This is a genomic window from Streptococcus oralis subsp. oralis (genome assembly GCF_000960035.1).
In the GTDB taxonomy this organism is placed as follows: Bacteria; Bacillota; Bacilli; order Lactobacillales; family Streptococcaceae; genus Streptococcus; species Streptococcus oralis_G.
Map to the genome: position 1 here is coordinate 1 of NZ_JYGR01000003.1, position 22,516 is coordinate 22,516.

Genomic DNA, 22,516 nt, shown 5'->3' on the forward strand with positions numbered 1-22,516 from the left:
GGATAGAGTACCTGACTACGAATCAGGCGGTTAGAGGTTCGACTCCTCTAGGGTGCATTTTTTTATTTAACGCGGGAAGTAGCTCAGCTTGGTAGAGTACTTGGTTTGGGACCAAGGTGTCGCAGGTTCGAATCCTGTCTTCCCGATTGATTACGAGGATACTTAAGGGTATCTTTTTTTATTTACTAAGGAGATTCTGAGAGTCTTCTTTTTTGTTTACTGAACAAATTTGGGTAAACTAACAGTGTTTAAGGAATGGTACTAGTCATATATTTTCTTTAATTATGGTAAAATAGTAAGAGAATAATGTGAGGAAAATGAATGTCAAGTAAGTTTGAAATTTTAATGAATCAACTAGGAATCTCTGAACAATTGGGACAGAATCCTGCTCTTGTTGATGCCAGAATTGAGCGTGTTGTGGTTCATAAAATTAGTAAGATTTGGGAATTTCATTTTGTATTTTCTAATATTTTACCGATTGGAATCTTTTTGGAGTTAAAGAAAGGGCTTAGTGAAGAATTTTCTAAGACAGGGAATCGAGCTGTTTTTGAAATCAAGGCTCTTTCTCAAGAATTCTCTAATGAACTCTTGCAGGCCTACTATAGAGAGGCTTTTTCTGAAGGCCCATGTGCAAGTCAGGGGTTTAAATCTCTTTACCAGAATTTAAACGTTCGTGCGGAGGGAAATCAACTCATTATTGAAGGTTCAGAGGCGATTGATAAGGAGCACTTTAAGAAGAATCATCTTCCTAATTTGGCAAAGCAACTCGAAAAGTTTGGTTTTCCAGCTTTTATATACCAAATAGAAAAGAATGATGCTCTTACACAAGAGCAGGAGGAAGCCTTCCATACGGAGAATGAACAGATTGTTCAAGCTGCCAACGAAGAAGCTTTACGAGCTATGGAGCAACTGGAACAAATGGCTCCTCCTCCAGTAGAAGAGAAGCCAGTCTTTGATTTTCAGGCTAAAAAGGCTGCGGCCAAGCCTAAACTAGATAAGGCTGAAGTTACCCAGATGATCGACGTGACGACTGAGGAAAATCGTCTGGTCTTTGAAGGGGTCGTTTTTGATGTGGAGCATAAGGTGACCAGAACTGGTCGCGTTTTGATCAACTTTAAAATGACAGACTACACTTCAAGTTTTTCAATGCAAAAATGGGTTAAGAATGAGGAAGAGGCTCAGAAGTTTGACATCATTAAGAAGAATTCTTGGCTCCGAGTTCGTGGGAATGTGGAGATGAATAACTTCACACGTGATTTGACCATGAACGTGCAGGATGTGCAGGAAGTTGTTCACTATGAGCGGAAGGATTTGATGCCAGAAGGTGAGCGTCGGGTTGAGTTTCATGCTCATACAAATATGTCGACTATGGATGCTCTGCCAGAAGTAGAAGAGATCGTTGCAACAGCTGCAAAGTGGGGACACAAGGCGGTTGCCATCACGGACCATGGGAATGTCCAGTCCTTCCCACATGGCTACAAGGCAGCTAAGAAAGCTGGAATTCAGCTGATCTATGGAATGGAAGCCAATATTGTGGAAGACCGTGTCCCTATCGTCTATAACGAAGTGGAGATGGACTTGTCAGAAGCGACCTATGTGGTTTTTGACGTGGAAACGACGGGGCTTTCAGCCATCTATAATGATTTGATTCAGGTTGCGGCCTCTAAGATGTACAAGGGAAATGTTATTGCCGAATTTGATGAATTTATCAATCCTGGATATCCCTTGTCAGCCTTTACTACTGAGTTGACAGGAATTACAGATGATCATGTCAAAAATGCTAAACCACTGGAACAAGTTTTGCAAGAATTCCAAGAATTTTGCAAGGATACAGTCTTAGTTGCTCACAATGCTACCTTTGACGTTGGCTTTATGAATGCCAACTATGAGCGTCATGGTCTGCCTAAGATTAGCCAGCCAGTTATCGATACGCTAGAGTTTGCTAGAAACCTCTATCCTGAGTATAAACGCCATGGTTTGGGACCTTTGACTAAGCGTTTTGGTGTAGCACTTGAACACCACCACATGGCTAATTACGATGCGGAAGCTACTGGTCGTCTGCTCTTCATCTTTATCAAAGAGGTGGCAGAGAAACATGGTGTGACTGATTTAGCTAGACTAAACATTGATTTGATTAGTCCAGATTCTTATAAAAAAGCTCGGATCAAGCATGCGACTATTTATGTCAAGAATCAGGTAGGTCTAAAAAATATTTTTAAGCTGGTTTCTTTGTCTAACACCAAGTATTTTGAAGGGGTACCACGGATACCGAGAACAGTTCTAGATGCCCATCGAGAAGGATTGATTTTAGGGTCAGCTTGCTCTGAGGGTGAAGTTTTTGATGCTGTCGTTTCCCAAGGTGTGGATGTGGCGGTCGAGGTGGCCAAGTATTATGACTTTATCGAGATTATGCCACCAGCTATCTATGCTCCTTTGATTGCTAAAGAACAGGTCAAGGATATGGAGGAACTCCAGACTATTATCAAGAGTTTGATAGAGGTTGGGGACCGTCTTGGCAAGCCTGTTCTGGCTACGGGAAATGTCCATTATATCGAACCGGAAGAAGAGATTTACCGTGAAATTATCGTCCGTAGTTTGGGCCAGGGGGCTATGATTAACCGAACCATCGGTCATGGTGAACATGCCCAACCAGCACCGCTACCGAAGGCTCATTTTAGAACGACCAATGAAATGTTGGATGAATTTGCTTTCTTGGGAGAAGATTTAGCACGCAAATTAGTCATTGAAAACACCAATGCCATGGCAGATATTTTTGAACCTGTTGAGGTTGTTAAGGGTGACTTGTACACACCTTTCATCGACAAGGCGGAAGAAACGGTCGCTGAGCTAACCTATAAGAAAGCTTTTGAAATTTATGGAAATCCGCTGCCAGATATTGTTGATTTGCGGATTGAAAAAGAATTGACTTCTATTCTGGGGAATGGATTTGCCGTGATTTATCTGGCATCGCAGATGCTGGTGCAACGTTCCAATGAACGGGGCTACTTGGTTGGCTCTCGTGGGTCTGTTGGGTCCAGTTTTGTTGCGACTATGATTGGGATTACGGAGGTTAATCCTCTATCTCCTCACTATGTCTGTGGTCAGTGTCAGTACAGCGAGTTTATCACCGATGGTTCTTATGGTTCAGGTTTTGATATGCCCAATAAGGATTGTCCAAACTGTAGTCATAAACTTAGCAAAAATGGACAGGATATTCCTTTCGAGACCTTCCTTGGTTTTGATGGAGACAAGGTTCCTGATATTGACTTGAACTTCTCGGGAGAAGATCAGCCTAGCGCCCACTTGGATGTACGTGATATCTTTGGTGAGGAATATGCCTTCCGTGCAGGAACGGTTGGTACGGTGGCTGCCAAGACTGCCTATGGCTTTGTAAAGGGCTATGAGAGAGACTACGGGAAGTTTTATCGTGATGCAGAGGTGGAGCGTCTTGCTCAAGGTGTGGCTGGTGTTAAGCGGACTACAGGACAACATCCAGGAGGAATCGTTGTTATTCCAAACTACATGGATGTCTACGACTTTACGCCTGTTCAGTATCCAGCGGATGACGTGACGGCTGAATGGCAGACGACTCACTTTAACTTCCATGATATCGATGAGAATGTCCTCAAACTCGATGTACTGGGGCATGATGATCCGACCATGATTCGGAAATTACAGGACTTGTCTGGGATTGACCCTAATGAAATTCCTATGGATGATGAAGGTGTCATGGCCCTCTTTTCTGGAACTGATGTGCTAGGTGTGACGCCTGAGCAAATCGGTACGCCGACGGGTATGCTGGGGATTCCAGAGTTTGGAACCAACTTTGTACGTGGGATGGTAGACGAGACGCATCCGACGACTTTTGCAGAGTTGCTTCAGTTGTCTGGATTATCCCACGGTACTGATGTGTGGTTGGGAAATGCCCAGGATTTGATCAAGCAAGGGATTGCGGACCTATCAACCGTTATCGGTTGTCGGGACGACATCATGGTTTACCTCATGCATGCTGGTCTTGAACCTAAGATGGCCTTTACCATCATGGAACGGGTACGTAAGGGCTTGTGGCTGAAGATCTCCGAAGAGGAGAGAAATGGCTATATCGAAGCCATGAAGGCCAATAAGGTGCCAGAGTGGTATATCGAATCCTGTGGAAAAATCAAGTATATGTTCCCTAAGGCCCATGCGGCAGCCTACGTTATGATGGCCTTGCGTGTAGCCTACTTCAAGGTTCACCATCCCATTTATTATTACTGTGCTTACTTCTCTATCCGCGCCAAGGCCTTTGATATCAAGACCATGGGTGCGGGCTTGGATGCCATTAAGCGTAGAATGGAAGAAATCGCTGAGAAACGGAAGAATAATGAAGCCTCTAATGTGGAGATTGACCTCTATACCACTCTTGAGATTGTCAATGAAATGTGGGAACGCGGCTTTAAGTTTGGCAAGTTAGATCTATACCGTAGTGATGCGACTGAATTCATCATTGATGGAAATACCCTCATCCCACCATTTGTAGCAATGGATGGTCTGGGAGAGAACGTTGCTAAGCAGTTGGTGCGTGCGCGTGAAGAGGGTGAGTTCCTCTCTAAGACAGAACTGCGCAAGCGTGGCGGACTCTCATCTACCTTGGTTGAGAAGATGGATGAAATGGGGATTCTCGGTAATATGCCAGAGGATAACCAGTTGAGTTTGTTTGATGAGTTTTTCTAAAATATAGAAAGAGGTTTTTATGAAACTTACCATTTACGCTCAGGATAAGCCAGCGCAAAAGGTGTTTGATTACCAGCTGGATCTTGACCCTGATACGATTTTGAAAATGACCGCTTTGATTTGTGGTACTGTGGCAGCAGTTAGCCTGCTGTCCTTGTTTAAAGAGAAATAACAAAAGAAAAGGAAGAATAGAATGGTTTTACCAAATTTTAAAGAAAATCTAGAAAAATATGCGAAATTGTTGGTTGCGAATGGAATTAACGTGCAACCTGGTCACACTTTGGCTCTTTCTATCGATGTGGAGCAACGTGAATTGGCGCATCTAATCGTGAAAGAAGCCTATGCCTTGGGTGCGCATGAGGTTATCGTTCAGTGGACCGATGATATCATCAACCGTGAGAAATTCCTCCATGCACCAATGGAGCGTTTGGACAATGTGCCAGAATACAAGATTGCTGAGATGAACTATCTCTTGGAAAACAAGGCTAGTCGTCTCGGTGTCCGCTCTTCTGATCCAGGTGCCTTGAACGGTGTGGACGCTGACAAGCTTTCAGCTTCTGCAAAAGCGATGGGACTCGCTATGAAGCCGATGCGCATCGCAACTCAATCCAACAAGGTTAGCTGGACTGTAGCAGCTGCAGCAGGGCTTGAGTGGGCTAAGAAAGTCTTTCCAAATGCTGCGAGCGATGAAGAAGCAGTCGATCTCCTTTGGGACCAAATCTTCAAAACTTGTCGTGTCTATGAAGAAGATCCAGTTAAGGTTTGGGAAGAACATGCAGCCATTCTTAAGAGTAAGGCAGAAATGCTTAATAAAGAGCAATTTTCAGCCCTTCACTACACAGCGCCAGGAACCGATCTGACACTTGGCTTGCCTAAGAATCACGTTTGGGAATCAGCTGGCGCTATCAATGCACAGGGAGAAGGATTCTTGCCAAATATGCCGACAGAAGAAGTCTTTACGGCTCCTGACTTCCGTCGTGCAGATGGCTATGTCACTTCTACAAAACCACTTAGCTATAACGGAAATATCATTGAAGGGATTAAAGTAACCTTTAAAAACGGACAAATCGTTGACATCACTGCTGAGAAGGGTGATCAGGTCATGAAAGATCTTGTCTTTGAAAATGCGGGCGCGCGTGCCTTGGGTGAATGTGCCCTGGTACCAGATCCAAGTCCAATTTCTCAGTCAGGCATTACCTTCTTTAATACCCTTTTCGATGAAAATGCGTCAAACCACTTGGCTATCGGTGCAGCCTATGCGACCAGCGTTGTTGGTGGTGCAGAGATGAGCGAAGAAGAGCTTGAAGCTGCAGGACTTAACCGTTCAGATGTTCACGTAGACTTTATGATTGGTTCTAACCAAATGGATATCGATGGTATCCGTGAGGATGGGACACGTGTACCACTCTTCCGTAATGGAGATTGGGCAAATTAAGGAGATAATATGTTAGGAAGTATGTTCGTTGGTCTCCTAGTGGGATTCTTGGCAGGTGCTTTGACCAATCGTGGAGAGAGCATGGGATGCTTTGGGAAAATGTTTCTTGGCTGGATTGGTGCCTTTCTGGGCCACCTGCTCTTTGGAACTTGGGGTCCAATTATAGCAGGAACGGCCATTATCCCAGCTATTTTAGGAGCTATGATTGTCTTAGCGATTTTCTGGAGACGAGGAAGTTAGTTTCTTGAAAAATTAGAAAAAAGGAGGTTGATCACTTGGGCCAGCCTCCTTTTGAGTATGATATAATAGTTCTATGAGATTAGATAAATTTTTAGTTGCCTGTGCTGTGGGGAGTCGAACGGAGGTCAAAAACTTGCTCAAGACTGGGCGAGTGACGGTAAATGGTAAAAAAGAAAAGTCAGCTAAACTGCAGATTGATGAAGAAAGAGATGAGATTCGCTTTGATGGTCAAGTGCTGGAGTATGAAGAGTTTGTCTACTACATGATGAACAAGCCCCAAGGAGTCATTTCGGCGACTGAAGATACCAAGCATAGAACAGTTTTAGACTTGTTAGATGACTATGCTCGCGCCAAGGAAGTCTTTCCAGTGGGGCGCTTGGACATTGATACCCATGGTCTCCTGCTCTTGACTAATGACGGCAAGCTGGCCCATGCTCTTCTTTCACCCAAACGCCATGTGGATAAGACCTATTTGGCTCAAGTCAAAGGTATTATGACCCAAGAAGATGTGGATGCATTTGCCAAGGGTATTCCGCTCAAGGACTTTACTTGTCAGCCGGCTAGACTGGAACTTGTATCGGTAGATCCAGAAAAAAATCAAAGTTTGGTTCGTGTGACCATTGCTGAAGGGAAGTTCCATCAAGTCAAGCGTATGGTGGCCTACTGTGGCAAGGAAGTGGTGGACTTACAACGTTTGACGATGGGAACTCTAGTCTTGGATGAGAACTTAGAACAAGGAGAATGGCGTCGCTTGACCAAGGAGGAGTTAGAAGTTCTCTTTGCAAGTATTGCTTAATTTGCTTTATATTAGAAAAAGGTGAGGAGGATGTCCTTACCTTTTTCATTTTTCAGTTGCTTCCTTTGTGAAAAGAGTTATAATAGACAGTAGAATAAAAGGAGGAATCTATGAACGCGATTCAAGAATCATTTACTGATAAACTATTTGCTAACTATGAAGCAAATGTCAAATACCAAGCGATTGAAAATGCTGCCAGCCATAACGGAATTTTTGCGGCCCTAGAACGGCGCCAAAGCCATGTAGACAATACACCTGTTTTCTCATTGGATTTGACCAAGGACAAGGTTACTAACCAGAAAGCGTCTGGTCGTTGCTGGATGTTTGCAGCTCTCAACACCTTCCGCCACAAACTCATCTCTCAATACAAACTGGAGAACTTTGAATTGTCACAAGCCCACACATTCTTCTGGGACAAATACGAGAAATCCAACTGGTTCTTGGAGCAAGTGATTGCGACTGCAGACCAAGAATTGACGAGTCGCAAGGTTAGCTTCCTACTCCAAACACCTCAACAAGATGGTGGTCAATGGGATATGGTTGTTGCCCTCTTTGAGAAATACGGTGTCGTTCCTAAGTCTGTTTATCCTGAGTCTGTTTCATCTAGCAGCAGCCGTGAGCTCAATGCCATCCTTAACAAATTGCTTCGCCAAGATGCTCAAATCTTGCGTGACTTGCTCGCTTCTGGTGCAGACCAAGCGACTGTTCAAGCTAAGAAAGAAGACCTCTTGCAAGAAATCTTTAACTTCCTTGCTATGTCACTAGGACTTCCAACGCGTAAATTTGACTTTGCTTATCGCGATAAGGATAACAACTACCAAAGCGAAAAGGGTATCACACCACAAGAATTTTACAAGAAATATGTCAATCTTCCTCTAGAAGACTACGTTTCTGTTATCAATGCCCCAACTGCTGACAAGCCTTACGGCAAATCTTACACAGTTGAGATGTTAGGAAATGTGGTTGGTAGCCGTGCAGTTCGTTATATCAACGTTCCTATGGAGCGTTTGAAAGAATTGGCGATTGCCCAAATGCAGACAGGAGAAACTGTTTGGTTTGGTTCAGATGTCGGCCAGCTCAGCAACCGCAAAGCTGGAATCCTTGCGACAGATGTTTATGACTTTGAATCAAGCATGGATATTCAACTCACTCAAGACAAAGCTGGACGTTTGGACTACAGCGAAAGTTTGATGACCCACGCCATGGTCTTGACAGGTGTGGATTTGGATGAAAATGGCAAGTCAACCAAGTGGAAGGTTGAAAACTCATGGGGAGACAAGGTCGGTACAGATGGTTACTTCGTTGCCTCAGATGCTTGGATGGATGAATACACCTATCAAATCGTTGTCCGTAAGGAATTGCTGACAGCAGAAGAACAAGCTGCTTATGAAGCAGAACCAATCGTACTCGCACCATGGGATCCAATGGGAGCCTTGGCAGAATAAAGCATAAAGAAAAGAGGTTAGGGAAATCCTAGCCTCTTTTTAAGTTCTTCTTGAAGTGGCGATAGATGCTGCTTGCTAAGTGAGTTCTCCTTATTTTGAGTCTTTAAGTGACAGAGAAAAAGATATGTGTTACTATAGTAGTACAAAAGGATATCGGAGTAGAAATGAAGTATTTAAGCAGTCAAGACATCAAGGATCGTCAACGAAATATCAGCGACATTAAACCTTACAAAACAACCAAGGAAATTGTCGTTTCAAATATCTTTACCTTCTTTAATGCCATGAACTTGGCTCTGGCAGTTCTGGTAGCCACAACCTTGCGATTTGAGAATATGCTCTTTTTAGGCGTGATTGCTATCAATACAGCCATCGGGATTTTCCAAGAAGTGCGTTCAAAAAATGCTTTAGAAAAGCTAAGTTTGCTAGGTAAAAGTAAGTACAGAGTCAACCGAGATGGTCAAACGATTGAGATTGATCCGGAGGACATCGTTCTGGGTGAGTATCTGCATCTCAATCTGGGGGATCAGGTGCCTGTCGATGCAGAAGTTCTTGAAGGGAATATTGAAGTTGATGAGTCCTTGCTGACTGGTGAGAGTGATTCGGTCTTTAAAACAGTTGGTGACCAGCTGATGAGCGGAAGCAATGTTGTCAGCGGCACGTGTCTGGTCCTTGCTACAGCTGTGGGTTCCGATAGTTATATCAACAAACTCGCAAAATCCAGCAAGGAATTCAAAAAATACCCTTCTCAATTGCGCGATTACATGGATAAGATTTTAAAAATCGTCTCTATCTTGGTGGTGCCAGTTGCCATTCTGCTCTATGTCAGAGGTTTTAGTCTAGGACGGTCTTATGTTGAAATTGTCTTGGGAAGTTCAGGTGCCTTGGTCGGCATGATTCCGGAGGGGTTGATTCTCCTGGTCAGTGTATCCCTTGCGGTAGCGGCCATGAAGCTGGCTAAAAAGAAGGTTCTGGTGCAGGAGCTATACTGTGTAGAGACCTTGGCGCGAGTAGATGTTCTTTGTTTTGATAAGACAGGAACTATCACGACGGGGAATATGAAGGTCCAAGAAATGGATGCTAATGTAGCAGAGAAGCTATCTTCTTATTTGGCTTATTTCGAAGATGAAAATGCAACTTCCCGAGCTCTGAAGACTTACTTAACCTGTGAGAAAAAGTGGGAAGTTCAAGAAGTTGGTGCCTTTTCAAGTAAAAATAAGTATTCCTTTGTCCAAGTAAAAGACGGTGGGACCTATTTCTTCGGAGCTTATGAATTTCTAGGCTTTACCCAGCCGATGGATGCCTACTATGAGCATCTGAAACAGCAAGGTTTTCGAATTTTGTCCCTTGCTCATAGTAAGGACCACATCACGAGTCCAGCCAATATGGAACTACTAGGCCACGTCGTTTTGTCAGATGAGATTAAGGACAATACCAAGGAAACCTTTGACTATTTTGAATCTCAAGGTGTTGAAGTGAAGATTATCAGTGGTGATAATCATGTGGCTGTATATGGGGTGGCTCGTAAGGCAGGTTTTAAGGAAGAAGCCCGTGCGATTGATATGACCAAGGTGAGCGATGATGACTTTGAAAGAGTAGTCTTGGAGCACGATATCTTTGGTCGCGTGACACCTGAACAGAAGCAAAAGATGGTATCTATTTTGCAAAATGCTGGTAAAACAGTTGCAATGAGCGGTGACGGGGTCAATGATGTTCTGGCTCTCAAGAAAGCAGATATCAGCTTTGCCATGAAGGGGGCTACCAGCGCAGCTAAAAGTGTATCCAATATTGTTTTCCTGACAGATGATTTTTCAGTATTTTATGATATCTTGATGGAAGGACGCCGTGTCATCAACAACATCCAAAAGGTAGCCTCTCTTTTTCTAACAAAGACCTTCTTCTCCATCGTTTTTGCCATTTTGAGTGTGGTATTTGGTTTGGAATTCGCCTTTATCCCCATTCAGTTTACAATCATTTCAGCCATTACGATTGGGATTCCATCTTTCTTCCTAACTTTTGAGTCCAATAAAGAAAAGGTCAGCACACATTTTATGCGAGATATTTTGACCAATGCTGCGATTGGTGGTGGCATTCTAGTCGCTAGTATACTCTTGACGAACTTCTTTATCACTGTCCCAGGTCAGATCAAATTTATTTGCTTCCTCCTTGCTTTGGTCAATGGTCTGTGTCTAGTTGCCAAGGTTAGTCTACCATTTAATCGATACAAACTAGCCTTGCTCATACTTTTGAGCCTTGCAGCCCTTGTTGGCGTACTTGCCAATACATTTATCCTGCAAAGAACTTTTGTGCCTCTAGAAACGACCCAAGTCGTCTATACAGCCATCATGGCAGTTGTGATTGGGAGCTTGCATTATTTGACTAGAAGAAAAAGTTGATACACAAAAAGAATCAGGATTAAATCCTGATTCTTTTTTATTTATATTCTCGATGGTTTACATGATACCGAAGAAACGAGCTGCAATACCTACTGCAAAGAGAGCAAGGATGATTGCGATTGGTGATACTTTTTTCTTAAGCAACCACATGCAAAGGAAAGTAAGGAGAAGTCCCATCAATCCTGGAATCAATGAGTTCAACTGACCTTGAAGGGTTTGTGGTTGAATCTTATCTAGGCTCAATCCTCCAAGTGCATCAGCAAGAATTCCTTTCAATTCAGCACCAGTAACAGCACCTTCTGGGAAGTTGATGTAAGCTCCTTCAGCCAATTGTTTACCTGGAAGGTTAACAGTAAAGTTGATAGATACCCAACGTTGTACAAGAACGGCAAGGATGAACATACCAAGGATAGATGCTCCTTTGGTGATGTCTTTCAAGATACCACCAGACATGTCTTTAGTGATTTCAGATCCAGCTTTGTAACCGAACTCTTGTGTATACCATAGGAAGGCCATACGGATAGCATTCCATCCAAAGAAGAAGAGAAGGGGACCAACAATGTTACCAGATGCAGCAAGTGATGCACCAAGGGCTCCAAGGATAGGACGAACTGTAAACCAGAATACTGGGTCACCGATACCAGCAAGAGGTCCCATCATACCGATCTTAACCCCTTGGATAGCTGCGTCGTCGATTTCAACACCGTTAGCGCGCTCTTCTTCAAGTGCAAGAGTAACCCCCATGATAGGAGCAGCAACGTATGGGTGAGTGTTGAAGAATTCAAGGTGACGCTCAAGAGCCGCCGCTTGGTCTTCTTTTTTAGTGTACAATTTTTTGATAGCTGGGATCAAAGAGTAAGCCCAACCCAAGTTTTGCATACGTTCGTAGTTCCAAGAACCTTGAAGGAATTGTGAACGCCACCAAACTTTTTGACGATCTGATTTTGATAATTGAATTTTTTCAGCCATGATTGTTCCCCTTTCTAGTAGTCTTCTAGGATATCACCGATTGGGTCGTTAGAAGTCGCAGCTCCGCCGCCACCGTTTCCACCTTGTTTTGTAAGGTTAAGGTAGATGAAGGCAAGGGCAACACCGATGACACCAAGGGCAATCAAAGTCAATTGAGAAATCGCAGCAAGTGCAAAACCGATTGCGAAGAATGGCCATACTTCACGAGTTGCCATCATGTTGATAACCATAGCGTAACCAACGGCAACGACCATAGCACCACCGACAGCCATACCACCATTCAACCAGTCTGGCATCAATTTAAGAGCATCTTGAACGGCAGAAGCTGGGATAGCGATAAGGAAGGCAGCAGGGATTGCAATACGAAGACCTTGAAGGAGAAGTGCAACAAAGTGAGCACGCTCAACAGCAGCGATATTTCCGTCTTTAGCAGCAGCATCAGCAGTGTGAACCAAACCAACTGAGATTGTACGAACAATCATTGTCAAGAAAAGTCCAGCTACGGCAAGAGGGATAGCTGTTGCTGTTGCAACGGCGATACCTTCAGTAGTGAAGTTTCCACCTTTGATCAAGATGATTGCTGCAGCAACAGATGCAAGAGCAGCGTCAGGAGCTACGGCAGCTCCGATGTTTGCCCAACCAAGGGCGATCATTTGGAGAGATCCACCAAGCATAACACCTGCTTCAAGGTTACCAGTTGCAAGTCCGATAAGGGTACATGCGACGATTGGTTGATGGAATTGGAATTGGTCGAGGATACCTTCAAGACCTGCAAGGAAGGCAACAACTACAACCAAGATAGCAGAAATGATTGAAATATCTGACATGGTTTTATTCCTTTTCTATTTAGTTTTAATAAAGTATTTAATCCTGTTTTCAAAAATGATAGAAACAGATTAACATTATTGAACGTTTGCTTTCTTAATCAAGTCAAACAAATCTTTTTTCGTGTCGTTTGGTACTTTACGTACGTCAAATTCAACACCGAGGTCACGCATTTTTTCAAAGGTTGCAACGTCTTCTTTGTCCATAGACAAAACGTTGTTAATCATTGTTTTACCTGTTGAGTGAGCCATAGAACCAACGTTAAGGGTCTTGATTGGTACGCCACCTTCGATAGCACGAAGTGCATCTTGTGGAGTTTCAAACAAGATAAGGGCATGAGTTTCGCCGAAACGTGGGTCTTTTGCAACGTCGATCAATTTTTGAATTGGGACAACGTTTGCTTTTACTCCATTTGGAGCTGCTTGTTTGATCAATTCCTTACGCAAATCGTCGTTTGCAACGTTGTCTGAAGCAACAATGATACGATCTGCTTTTGAATCTGGAGTCCAAGCAGTGGCAACCTGACCGTGAAGGAGACGAGTGTCTAGACGAGCAAGGTTGATTTTCAGTTTACCGTCACCGATAACTGTTCCTTCTGGAATAGCAGCTTGTGCAACTGGAGCAGCTGCAGCACTTGCAACTTCCTCAACTGGGTTAAGCTCTTCTGGAAGAGCCTTGATGCCATCTTTGGCTTCTTTAATGATATTCGCAACGACTTTATCCACACCTGCATTCGCGTCCATAAGGCGCTCTGTGTAGGCTTGGATCAACATCGGCAAGTTCAGTCCTGTGATGATGGCAAATTTACGTTCTGGATTTTCTCCCATCACGCGGCTAGCTTGGTTGAATGGAGATCCACTCCAAAGGTCAGCCAATACTAGAACCTCATCTTCTGCGTCAAATGCAGCCACAGCGTTGTTGAATTTAGCGTAAAGGTCATCTGGACCTTCATTTGGCATAAAGGTTACAACTTGAACCTTTTCTTGTTCACCAAAGATCATAGATCCTGACTGATGAATACCCGCAGCAAATTCGCCGTGGCTCGCAATAATGATTCCGATACTCATTATTGTCATTCCTCCTTATAAAATGTTTGACTGTGTGTTTAAGAAAACTTTAAGCCTAATTAAGTATAAACCGTTTTCATTTAAAAAGCAACTACTTTTTCTCAAAAGATGTAAAAGTTTTCATAGAATGATTTTTTGAAAATATTAATATATCAATACTTTTTGAAAGATGCGTGAAAATGGCGATAGAAAATTTAATATAAAAATACAGAAAATGAGCTGCTTTTGTGAAAACAGAATGAAAACAAAAAAGGAAAGATTGCGCCCCTGCAATCTTTCCTTTTATAGGAACAAATTTTGTAAAGCGTGGGCAACTCCGTCTTCTTCGTTGGTCAGAGGAAGTTGTTCGTCTGCATATGGAAGAAGAGCAGGATTGGCGTTTTTCATAGCATATCCCTTGCCTGCAAATGCCAACATTTCGGTGTCATTATGCTCATCACCAAAGGCGATTAAGTCTTTTTTATCACGATTCATCACATTGAGCAAGTACTCTAGAGCAAAGGCCTTGTTTACACCCTTTGGAGTACACTCGAGGATGTTGAGGGGCCCGCCCCAGGTATTGATAGCTAGTTGGTGCTGATAAAAACGATTCATCTCGTCCGCTAAAGCGTATTTGTCTTCAGCCCTTGTTTGCAAGAGGATGCAGTTGGGATCTTTGGTTACTCGTTCAGGTTTGAATTGATTTTCTGGCCGGAAGTTCTCTACGCCAAATAGTTTAGGATCCGCAATCTCTTCATTCGGAGTCGTGATATAGAATTTTTTTCGATATTCTCCTGCAATAAAATCAGCCTGGATGTCCTCCGTGCGCTTGACCATGTCTAGGAGATATTTTTTGTCCAAGGTCAAGCACTTTTCATGCTCCCAAGCCTGTCCTGGTAGATGGGTAAGAGAACCATTAAAGTTAATCATGGGAGTATGCAATTCTAGCTCACGATAGAAATCTTTTGCCATACGATACGGACGTCCCGTCGTGATGATAACATGGTGTCCTTTTTCTGAAATTTTTTTGATCGTCTCTTTGGTGAAATCGGAGAGCTTGCTTTCACTATTCAGCAGGGTTCCGTCCAAATCGACTGCGATAATTTTTTTAGTCATATAAACCTTCCTAGTCGTTTCCAGATAAGATGTCTACTATTATATCAAAAAGAAGGAAGAAAAACAGATAAGAACAAAAACTACAGTTGCTTTGATTTATTAAATAAATCAAACAAACATATTGAAAAGATGAATGATAAATGATATAATACTAATATTGTTCGTAAAAAAACAAAAGGAGATTAAAGATGGACAAACTATTTAAACTAAAAGAGCACGGGACAGATGTCCGTACAGAGGTGCTTGCTGGTTTAACAACATTCTTTGCAATGAGTTATATTCTCTTTGTAAACCCTCAAATGCTTTCCCAAACGGGTATGCCTGTTCAAGGTGTTTTCTTGGCAACGATTATCGGTTCTGTAGTCGGTACTTTGATGATGGCTTTCTATGCTAATTTGCCATACGCGCAAGCACCAGGTATGGGACTAAATGCCTTCTTCACATTTACAGTTGTATTTGGGATGGGCTATACTTGGAAAGAAGCTCTTGGTATGGTCTTCATTTGTGGAATTATTTCACTGATTATTACCTTGACAAATGTTCGTAAAATGATCATCGAATCTATTCCAACAACACTTCGTTCAGCTATTTCGGCTGGTATTGGTGTTTTCCTTGCCTATGTTGGGATTAAGAATGCTGGTCTCTTGAAATTCTCAATCGATCCAGGTACTTATACTGTAGCAGGTGAAGGAGCAGACAAGGCTCAAGCTGCACTTACTGCAAACTCAGCAGCCGTTCCAGGTTTGGTAGACTTCAATACTCCAGCAGTATTGGTGGCTCTTGCAGGTTTGGCTATTACCATCTTCTTTGTTGTTAAAGGCATCAAAGGTGGAATTATTCTTTCTATTTTAACAACGACTGTCCTTGCTATTTCTGTTAATGTTGTGAATTTGTCAGGGATTGACTTTGCTAGCAACAATCTTTCATCAGCAGTTAATGATCTAAAAACTTTGTTTGGTGCTGCTCTTGGTTCAGAAGGTTTAGGATCTTTGATTTCAAACACTTCGCGTTTACCAGAAACCTTGATGGCTATTCTTGCCTTCTCACTAACGGATATTTTTGACACAATTGGTACTCTTATCGGTACTGGTGAAAAAGTTGGTATCGTTGCGACAAGTGGAGAAAACCATGAGTCCGCTAAATTGGACAAGGCTTTATACTCTGATTTGGTAGCAACTTCGGTAGGTGCCATTGCAGGTACTTCAAACGTTACGACTTATGTTGAGTCTGCGGCGGGTATCGGTGCTGGTGGACGTACTGGTTTGACAGCCCTAGTGGTTGCGATCTGTTTTGCTCTATCTAGCTTCTTTAGCCCACTTCTAGCGATTGTTCCTACAGCTGCAACAGCACCAATTTTGATCATCGTCGGAATCATGATGCTTTCTAACTTGAAAAATATCCCTTGGGATGATATGGCTGAAGCGGTTCCTGCCTTCTTCACATCTATCTTTATGGGATTCAGCTACTCTATCACACAAGGGATTGCTGTTGGTTTCTTGACATATACCTTGACAAAAGTTGTCAAAGGTCAAGCCAAGGATGTGCATGTGATGATTTGGATTTTGGATGCCTTGTTTATCCTTAACTATATCAGTATGGCGCTATAAATGGTATAATAGAAAAAGGGGAGTCTACCCTTTTTCTTATAAGGAGGTACATCATGAAAGATAAGACGATTTGGCAAGAGGTTTTGAACAGAGGAATGTGGGTCCTCATCCTTTTAGTGGCTTTAATTCTAGCGCAAGTTCCTTTAGGGCTATCTTTTTGGTTAGCTTCTAATCAATTTCCACTTTTACAATCAGGGCTCTTAGTCGGTGCCCTATCCATTGTTATTTTGGCTGTCTTTATTTTAGGTGCTCGAAAAACACAACTTGCTACTTTTAATCTGTCCTTTTTTAAGGCCAAAGACTTGGCTCGTTTGGTGTTGAGTTACCTAGTGATTTTTGCTAACAATTTGTTTGGTGCAGCTTTGCTTCGCATGACGAATGAGACGACAACTAGCAATCAATCAACTATTAACGGTCTGGTTGAAAATAGTTCCTTGATTGCCACTTTTTTCATACTAGTCTTGATTGCGCCGATTTGTGAGGAAATTTTGTGTCGTGGGATTATTCCTAAAAAAATCTTCCGAGGTAAGGAAAAACTTGGCTTTGTTGTTGGGGCAATTGTCTTTGCCTTACTCCATACTCCAACCAATCTGCCTTCTGTGATTATTTATGGAGGAATGTCAACGGTTTTGACTTGGACAGCCTATAAGACAGAACGTTTAGAGATGTCCATCCTGCTTCATATGATTCTCAATGGTGTAGCCTTTTGTTTGATAGCTATATTGGTATTGATTAGTAGAAATCTGGGCCTATCATTCTAGACCCTTGGCTGCTCGGAAAAGATGAATGCTTGCGTATCCATCTTTTTCTTTTTATGGTAAAATAGAGAAATAATGTGGTGAAAAACCTTGAGGAGTGACCCTATGTCCAATAAAGCTAGTCAGGCAAAAACAGCCATTTGCGGAATTATCAATGTAACCCCAGATTCCTTTTCGGATGGTGGTCAGTTTTTTGCTCTTGACCAGGCGCTTCAGCAAGCCCGTAAATTGATAGCTGAAGGAGCTAGCATGCTTGATATCGGAGGAGAATCGACTCGTCCTGGAAGTAGCTATGTTGAGATAGAAGAGGAAATCCAGCGTGTTGTTCCAGTTATCAAAGCTATTCGCAAGGAAAGTGATGTCCTCATTTCTATCGATACATGGAAAAGTCAGGTAGCAGAGGCTGCTTTGGAAGCTGGTGCCAATCTTGTCAATGATATCACTGGTCTCATGGGAGATGAGAAAATGGCGGATGTGGTTGCTAAGGCTGGAGCAAAAGTGGTTATCATGTTTAATCCAGTCATGGCACGACCTCAGCACCCTAGTTCGCTCATATTTCCTCATTTTGGTTTTGGGCAATCTTTTACAGAGGAAGAGTTAGCTGACTTTGAAAAAATGCCAATTGAAGACTTGATGGAGGCTTTCTTTGAACGAGCACTAGCGAGAGCCAATCAAGCTGGGATAGCAAGAGAAAACATTTTGCTGGATCCAGGAATTGGCTTTGGTCTGACTAAGAAAGAAAATCTGCTTCTTCTACGGGATCTGGATAAACTCCATCAGAAAGGCTATCCGATCTTTCTTGGAGTTTCGCGCAAGCGGTTTGTCATTAATATCCTGGAGGGCAATGGTTTTGAAGTTAATCCTGAGACCGAACTTGGTTTCCGCAATCGGGACACAGCTTCGGCTCATGTAACCAGTATCGCTGCGAGACAGGGTGTGGAAGTGGTGCGCGTGCACGATGTAGCCAGTCACAGGATGGCAGTTGAAATTGCCTCTGCTATTCGATTGGCAGATGATGCAGAAAATCTAGATTTAAAACAATATAAATAAGATGAACGAAATTGAAAACAATCAGTGGATTGCCCACTACCGGACGGACCAACCACATTTCGGTTTGGAACGAATGGCAGAACTCCTAGCTCTGCGAGGCAACCCCCATCTCAAACTCAAGGTCATCCATATTGGAGGGACCAATGGCAAGGGTTCAACCATTGCTTTTTTGAAAAAGATGCTGGAAGGACTAGGCCTGAGAGTTGGGGTGTTCAGCTCGCCCTATCTTATTCATTATACGGATCAGATTAGCATTAATGGGGAATCCATTCCCGAGGCTAGGCTAGAAGCCCTCATGGCAGACTATCAGTCTTTGCTTGAGGGGGAATCTGCTACCAATTTGCAGGGGACAACCGAATTTGAGATTATCACTGCCCTATCTTATGATTACTTTGCCTCAGAGCTAGTAGATGTGGCCATCATGGAAGTCGGTATGGGTGGTCTTTTGGATAGTACTAATGTCTGCCAGCCAATTTTGACAGGGATTACGACCATTGGACTGGACCATGTAGCCCTACTTGGTGACACCTTGGAAGCCATAGCAGAGCAGAAGGCTGGTATTGTCAAACAAGGTATTCCCTTGGTGACAGGTCATATTGCTCCTGAAGCCTTGACTGTTATTGACCGCATTGCAGAAGGGAAAGAAGCACCGAGAATACGATATGGGAAAGATTATCAGGTCAGTCACCAAAAGAGTGTGGTGACAGGCGAAATCTTTGATTATACCAGTTCTGTCAGACAAGGTCGTTTTCAAACAGGTCTGCTTGGCTTGCATCAGATAGAGAATGCGGGGATGACGCTTGCCCTCCTAGACACTTATTGCCAGGAGGCTGGACGAGAATTAGCAAGTAATGACTTGGTTGCTCAAGCTTTGAAAGAGACCAGATGGCCAGGGCGTTTGGAGGTCGTGTCTAGCGACCCCTTGCTGCTTTTGGATGGGGCCCATAATCCCCATGCTATCAAGGCCTTGTTGGCAACCTTGCAAGAACGCTTTGCGGATTATCATAAGGAAATCCTCTTTACCTGCATCAAAACCAAGGCCTTGGATGATATGCTGGACTTGCTAGGGGAAATGCCAGATACCGAGCTTACCCTGACACATTTTGACGATAGTCGGGCGACTGATGAAAGCGTGCTGAAAGAGACAACCAAGTCTAGAAATCTCAATTACCAAAGTTGGCAGGATTTTCTAGAGCAGAAATTGACAGATAAAAATGAAGAGAAACAAACAGTTAGGATTATCACAGGTTCCTTGTATTTCTTGAGCCAAGTGAGAGCCTATCTGATGGAGAGGAAGAACGAGAATGGATGCACAAAAGATTGAAGCAGCTGTAAAAATGATTATTGAGGCTGTTGGCGAGGATGCTAACCGTGAGGGCTTGCAGGAAACACCTGCTCGTGTAGCCCGTATGTATCAAGAGATTTTTTCAGGTCTTGGCCAAACTGCTGAGGAATACCTGTCAAAATCCTTTGAGATTATCGATGACAATATGGTAGTGGAAAAGGATATTTTTTTCCACACCATGTGTGAACACCACTTCTTGCCCTTTTATGGTAGAGCGCACATTGCCTATATTCCAGATGGTCGTGTGGCAGGCTTGTCTAAGTTAGCCCGTACGGTTGAAGTTTATTCTAAAAAACCACAAATTCAAGAGCGTTTGAATATTGAGGTGGCCGATGCCTTGATGGACTATCTGGGGGCTAAGGGAGCCTTTGTTGTCATTGAGGCGGAACATATGTGTATGAGCATGCGTGGTGTCAGAAAGCCAGGTACGGCAACCTTGACGACAGTAGCTCGTGGTCTATTTGAAACAGATAAAGACCTAAGAGATCAGGCTTATCGTTTAATGGGACTATAATACCCTTCGAAAATCAAATTCAAACCACGTCAGCTTCACCTTGCCGTACTCCAGTACAGCCTGCGGCTAGCTTCCTAGTTTGCACTTTGATTTTCATTGAGTATAAAAAGAATCCGCTTCATGCGGATTTTTCTAGAAAGGACTAGTTATGGATCAACTGCAGATTAAAGATTTGGAAATTTTTGCCTATCATGGTCTTTTCCCTAGTGAGAAGGAATTGGGGCAGAAGTTTGTTATTTCCGCAAGCTTATCTTATGATATGACCAAGGCGGCGACAGAATTGGATTTAACAGCTTCTGTCCATTACGGAGAATTGTGTCAGCAGTGGACGACTTGGTTTCAGGAAACCACTGAGGATTTGATTGAAACGGTAGCATACAAACTAGTTGAACGTACCTTTGAGACCTATCCTCTTGTCCAAGAGATTGAGTTGGAACTAAAAAAACCTTGGGCTCCAGTGCATTTGCCACTAGATACTTGCTCGGTGACCATTCACCGTCGTAAGCAGCGGGCCTTTATCGCTCTAGGAAGCAATATGGGAGACAAAAAAGCAAACTTGGAACAAGCTATTGAGAAACTGCGAGCTCGTGGCATTCATATTCTAAAAGAGTCCAGTGTCTTGACGACGGACCCTTGGGGTGGTGTGGAGCAGGATAGCTTTGCCAATCAGGTGATTGAAGTAGAAACCTGGCTACCAGCACCAGTCTTGTTAGAAACATTATTAGCCATCGAGTCAGAAATGGGGCGGGTGAGAGAAGTGCATTGGGGGCCTCGCTTGATCGATTTGGACCTGCTTTTTATGGAGGACCAGGTCATTTACACAGATAAGCTTATCTTGCCTCATCCTTATATAGCAGAACGCCTCTTTGTCCTTGAGCCGTTAGTGGAAATAGCTCCCCATTTTATCCATCCAATCCTAAAGCAACCAATTCGATACTTGGTTGACCAGTTGGAGCAAGGAAATGCCTAAGTTTTCCGAGACCTATAGCAAGTGGAAGAGTATCGGGGAGGGACTACTTGCTATTGTTTTAGGGCTTCTCTTGATTCGATTTGGACAAGTTATTCCGCGAATGGGGTACCAGTTGCTGCTGGGCTACTTTTCCTTGTCAGCAGTTTGGCACTTGTTGACTCGCTGGTTTCAAGATAAAAAACGTCGGGAAAGCATCTTTGTAACCTTGGGCAAGCTGGTGGTAGCGGCTCTGGTGTTTGACTCTATCATCTTGCAAGATCTTGCCCTCTATCTCTTGGTCTTTATCATTGCGAGCTACCAGCTGTTTACGGGCATCATTAGTCTTGTGACCTGGTCTCTCTATCGAAAAAATGCTATTCATCCTCGGCTCCATCATCTCTTCGATGCTGTATGGATGATAGGATTCGGTCTTTATAGCATCTCTCCTTTTCACGATGCAGCGAATTTTGAATTGCTCTTGCTTGGATTTTACTTGCTCATGCTAGGAGCCAGTAGCCTCCGGGATGGTTTCTTTTTTGAAAGGATAGAAAACAATCCCAAGCTAAAACGACGAATGCGAATGACTTTGCCGATCTTTGTGACGGCTTTGATCCCTATCAGCACCTTGCGCAAATTGAATGAGTGGCTGTCAAGTCATGAAAGTCAAGAAGGGGAAGTTCATTCAGAAAGAAAAAACGACCAGACGGTTGATCTGGAAATTTTTATCCATACCTCAGAAACCTCCTTCTTCCTCGCTATGGGACATGTGGATATTTGTTACCAAGGGAAGGTTATTTCCTATGGCTCGTATGATCCTCACTCAGAGCGTTTATTCGGCATGGTTGGAGACGGTGTTTTGTTTAAGGCCAATCGGGAAAAATACATCGAACTCTGCAAGAGGGAAAGTCAGAAGACCTTGTTTGCTTACGGTCTGAGTTTAACAGACCAACAGAAAGCAGCTATCCAAGCTCGTTTAGCAGAGATAGAAGACCTGTTAATTCCTTGGGAACCAAGCTCGCAGTTGATGAAAAGAAGAGAGGGTGAGGTCAAGCATACCTACTCCTACCAACTGAAAGAGGAAGCAGATGCGACCCTCTATAAATTCAGTTCATCCGAGTTTAAGACCTACTTTGTTCTCAGTACCAATTGTGTTTTGCTGGCAGACTCTATCGTGGGAAAAGCTGGGACTGATATACTGAGTCCCCAAGGTTTCATTGTGCCAGGGACTTATCAGGATTACCTTGATTTAGAGTATACAAAACCAAACGGTCTAGTTGTCAGTCGCTCCATTTATTAGAAAAAGAAAGCTCTAGTT

The 22,516-nt window shown here is 43.2% G+C and carries 18 protein-coding genes and 1 tRNA gene; 15 read left to right on the plus strand and 4 right to left on the minus strand.

Annotation, left to right across the window (positions count from 1 at the left end; translation table 11 throughout):
* Window positions 1-72: 72 nt before the first annotated feature.
* The 8 genes from TZ92_RS01805 to TZ92_RS01845 all read left to right on the plus strand — a co-directional run bounded on the left by TZ92_RS01805 (window position 73) and on the right by TZ92_RS01845 (window position 11,022).
* Window positions 73-146 (plus strand) — tRNA-Pro (locus tag TZ92_RS01805).
* A gap of 175 nt (window positions 147-321) precedes the next feature.
* A complete protein-coding gene (locus tag TZ92_RS01810) occupies window positions 322-4,713 on the plus strand; it encodes a PolC-type DNA polymerase III (RefSeq protein ID WP_033629269.1) in 4,392 nt (1,463 codons plus the stop codon).
* 19 nt (window positions 4,714-4,732) lie between these two features.
* Complete coding sequence (locus TZ92_RS10050; RefSeq protein ID WP_033629271.1) at window positions 4,733-4,885, plus strand: hypothetical protein; 153 nt, start codon at window positions 4,733-4,735, stop codon at window positions 4,883-4,885.
* Window positions 4,886-4,906: 21 nt separating this feature from the next.
* Window positions 4,907-6,148: an aminopeptidase gene (locus tag TZ92_RS01820; RefSeq protein ID WP_033629272.1), complete on the plus strand. Its 1,242-nt coding sequence runs from the start codon at window positions 4,907-4,909 to the stop codon at window positions 6,146-6,148.
* A 9-nt stretch (window positions 6,149-6,157) separates the two neighbouring features.
* Entirely contained in the window at window positions 6,158-6,388 is a 231-nt protein-coding gene (locus TZ92_RS01825; protein ID WP_000901565.1) for a GlsB/YeaQ/YmgE family stress response membrane protein, read from the plus strand.
* Between the two features lie 73 nt (window positions 6,389-6,461).
* A complete protein-coding gene (locus TZ92_RS01830; RefSeq protein WP_033629273.1) occupies window positions 6,462-7,184 on the plus strand; it encodes a pseudouridine synthase in 723 nt (240 codons plus the stop codon).
* A gap of 110 nt (window positions 7,185-7,294) precedes the next feature.
* Complete coding sequence (pepC, locus tag TZ92_RS01840; RefSeq protein WP_033629274.1) at window positions 7,295-8,629, plus strand: aminopeptidase C; 1,335 nt, start codon at window positions 7,295-7,297, stop codon at window positions 8,627-8,629.
* Between the two features lie 164 nt (window positions 8,630-8,793).
* Window positions 8,794-11,022 carry an HAD-IC family P-type ATPase gene (locus TZ92_RS01845; protein WP_033629276.1) on the plus strand — a complete coding sequence of 743 codons (2,229 nt, stop codon included), beginning with the start codon at window positions 8,794-8,796 and terminating at the stop codon, window positions 11,020-11,022.
* A 57-nt stretch (window positions 11,023-11,079) separates the two neighbouring features.
* Here the strand turns inward: TZ92_RS01845 and TZ92_RS01850 are convergent, their stop codons facing one another.
* The 4 genes from TZ92_RS01850 to TZ92_RS01865 form a co-directional block, all read right to left on the minus strand.
* On the minus strand, window positions 11,080-11,991 hold the full coding sequence (locus TZ92_RS01850) for a PTS system mannose/fructose/sorbose family transporter subunit IID (protein WP_000818314.1): 912 nt from the start codon (window positions 11,989-11,991) through the stop codon (window positions 11,080-11,082).
* A gap of 14 nt (window positions 11,992-12,005) precedes the next feature.
* On the minus strand, window positions 12,006-12,818 hold the full coding sequence (locus tag TZ92_RS01855; protein WP_033629277.1) for a PTS mannose/fructose/sorbose transporter subunit IIC: 813 nt from the start codon (window positions 12,816-12,818) through the stop codon (window positions 12,006-12,008).
* 75 nt (window positions 12,819-12,893) lie between these two features.
* Window positions 12,894-13,883, minus strand: coding sequence for a PTS sugar transporter subunit IIB (locus tag TZ92_RS01860; RefSeq protein ID WP_033629278.1), 990 nt, complete (start codon window positions 13,881-13,883; stop codon window positions 12,894-12,896).
* A 282-nt stretch (window positions 13,884-14,165) separates the two neighbouring features.
* On the minus strand, window positions 14,166-14,978 hold the full coding sequence (locus TZ92_RS01865) for a Cof-type HAD-IIB family hydrolase (RefSeq protein ID WP_000162371.1): 813 nt from the start codon (window positions 14,976-14,978) through the stop codon (window positions 14,166-14,168).
* Between the two features lie 188 nt (window positions 14,979-15,166).
* On the opposite strand from TZ92_RS01865, the gene TZ92_RS01870 reads away from it, so the two are divergent.
* The 7 genes from TZ92_RS01870 to TZ92_RS01900 all read left to right on the plus strand — a co-directional run bounded on the left by TZ92_RS01870 (window position 15,167) and on the right by TZ92_RS01900 (window position 22,498).
* Window positions 15,167-16,585, plus strand: a complete 1,419-nt coding sequence (locus TZ92_RS01870) for an NCS2 family permease (protein ID WP_033629279.1) — start codon at window positions 15,167-15,169, stop codon at window positions 16,583-16,585.
* Window positions 16,586-16,638: 53 nt separating this feature from the next.
* A complete protein-coding gene (locus TZ92_RS01875) occupies window positions 16,639-17,346 on the plus strand; it encodes a CPBP family intramembrane glutamic endopeptidase (RefSeq protein WP_033629280.1) in 708 nt (235 codons plus the stop codon).
* Between the two features lie 102 nt (window positions 17,347-17,448).
* Entirely contained in the window at window positions 17,449-18,393 is a 945-nt protein-coding gene (gene folP / locus TZ92_RS01880) for a dihydropteroate synthase (RefSeq protein ID WP_033629281.1), read from the plus strand.
* 1 nt (window position 18,394) lies between these two features.
* The gene (locus TZ92_RS01885) at window positions 18,395-19,717 is read left to right on the plus strand and encodes a bifunctional folylpolyglutamate synthase/dihydrofolate synthase (protein ID WP_033629282.1); all 1,323 of its coding nucleotides are present in this window, start codon (window positions 18,395-18,397) and stop codon (window positions 19,715-19,717) included.
* Window positions 19,698-20,252, plus strand: a complete 555-nt coding sequence (gene folE / locus TZ92_RS01890; RefSeq protein ID WP_033629283.1) for a GTP cyclohydrolase I FolE — start codon at window positions 19,698-19,700, stop codon at window positions 20,250-20,252. Before TZ92_RS01885 ends, folE begins: the two co-directional genes overlap by 20 nt.
* A gap of 148 nt (window positions 20,253-20,400) precedes the next feature.
* On the plus strand, window positions 20,401-21,222 hold the full coding sequence (folK, locus tag TZ92_RS01895; RefSeq protein ID WP_033629284.1) for a 2-amino-4-hydroxy-6-hydroxymethyldihydropteridine diphosphokinase: 822 nt from the start codon (window positions 20,401-20,403) through the stop codon (window positions 21,220-21,222).
* Complete coding sequence (locus tag TZ92_RS01900) at window positions 21,215-22,498, plus strand: membrane protein (protein WP_033629285.1); 1,284 nt, start codon at window positions 21,215-21,217, stop codon at window positions 22,496-22,498. Before folK ends, TZ92_RS01900 begins: the two co-directional genes overlap by 8 nt.
* Window positions 22,499-22,516: the final 18 nt, after the last annotated feature.

What these genes read in the sequence shown, in the direction of transcription:
- TZ92_RS01810 (WP_033629269.1), top strand. Translation starts at nt 322, where the DNA reads ATGTCAAGTAAGTTTGAAATTTTAATGAATCAACTAGGAATCTCTGAA.
- TZ92_RS10050 (WP_033629271.1), top strand. Translation starts at nt 4,733, where the DNA reads ATGAAACTTACCATTTACGCTCAGGATAAGCCAGCGCAAAAGGTGTTT.
- TZ92_RS01820 (WP_033629272.1), top strand. Translation starts at nt 4,907, where the DNA reads ATGGTTTTACCAAATTTTAAAGAAAATCTAGAAAAATATGCGAAATTG.
- TZ92_RS01825 (WP_000901565.1), top strand. Translation starts at nt 6,158, where the DNA reads ATGTTAGGAAGTATGTTCGTTGGTCTCCTAGTGGGATTCTTGGCAGGT.
- TZ92_RS01830 (WP_033629273.1), top strand. Translation starts at nt 6,462, where the DNA reads ATGAGATTAGATAAATTTTTAGTTGCCTGTGCTGTGGGGAGTCGAACG.
- pepC (WP_033629274.1), top strand. Translation starts at nt 7,295, where the DNA reads ATGAACGCGATTCAAGAATCATTTACTGATAAACTATTTGCTAACTAT.
- TZ92_RS01845 (WP_033629276.1), top strand. Translation starts at nt 8,794, where the DNA reads ATGAAGTATTTAAGCAGTCAAGACATCAAGGATCGTCAACGAAATATC.
- TZ92_RS01850 (WP_000818314.1), bottom strand. Translation starts at nt 11,991, where the DNA reads ATGGCTGAAAAAATTCAATTATCAAAATCAGATCGTCAAAAAGTTTGG.
- TZ92_RS01855 (WP_033629277.1), bottom strand. Translation starts at nt 12,818, where the DNA reads ATGTCAGATATTTCAATCATTTCTGCTATCTTGGTTGTAGTTGTTGCC.
- TZ92_RS01860 (WP_033629278.1), bottom strand. Translation starts at nt 13,883, where the DNA reads ATGAGTATCGGAATCATTATTGCGAGCCACGGCGAATTTGCTGCGGGT.
- TZ92_RS01865 (WP_000162371.1), bottom strand. Translation starts at nt 14,978, where the DNA reads ATGACTAAAAAAATTATCGCAGTCGATTTGGACGGAACCCTGCTGAAT.
- TZ92_RS01870 (WP_033629279.1), top strand. Translation starts at nt 15,167, where the DNA reads ATGGACAAACTATTTAAACTAAAAGAGCACGGGACAGATGTCCGTACA.
- TZ92_RS01875 (WP_033629280.1), top strand. Translation starts at nt 16,639, where the DNA reads ATGAAAGATAAGACGATTTGGCAAGAGGTTTTGAACAGAGGAATGTGG.
- folP (WP_033629281.1), top strand. Translation starts at nt 17,449, where the DNA reads ATGTCCAATAAAGCTAGTCAGGCAAAAACAGCCATTTGCGGAATTATC.
- TZ92_RS01885 (WP_033629282.1), top strand. Translation starts at nt 18,395, where the DNA reads ATGAACGAAATTGAAAACAATCAGTGGATTGCCCACTACCGGACGGAC.
- folE (WP_033629283.1), top strand. Translation starts at nt 19,698, where the DNA reads ATGGATGCACAAAAGATTGAAGCAGCTGTAAAAATGATTATTGAGGCT.
- folK (WP_033629284.1), top strand. Translation starts at nt 20,401, where the DNA reads ATGGATCAACTGCAGATTAAAGATTTGGAAATTTTTGCCTATCATGGT.
- TZ92_RS01900 (WP_033629285.1), top strand. Translation starts at nt 21,215, where the DNA reads ATGCCTAAGTTTTCCGAGACCTATAGCAAGTGGAAGAGTATCGGGGAG.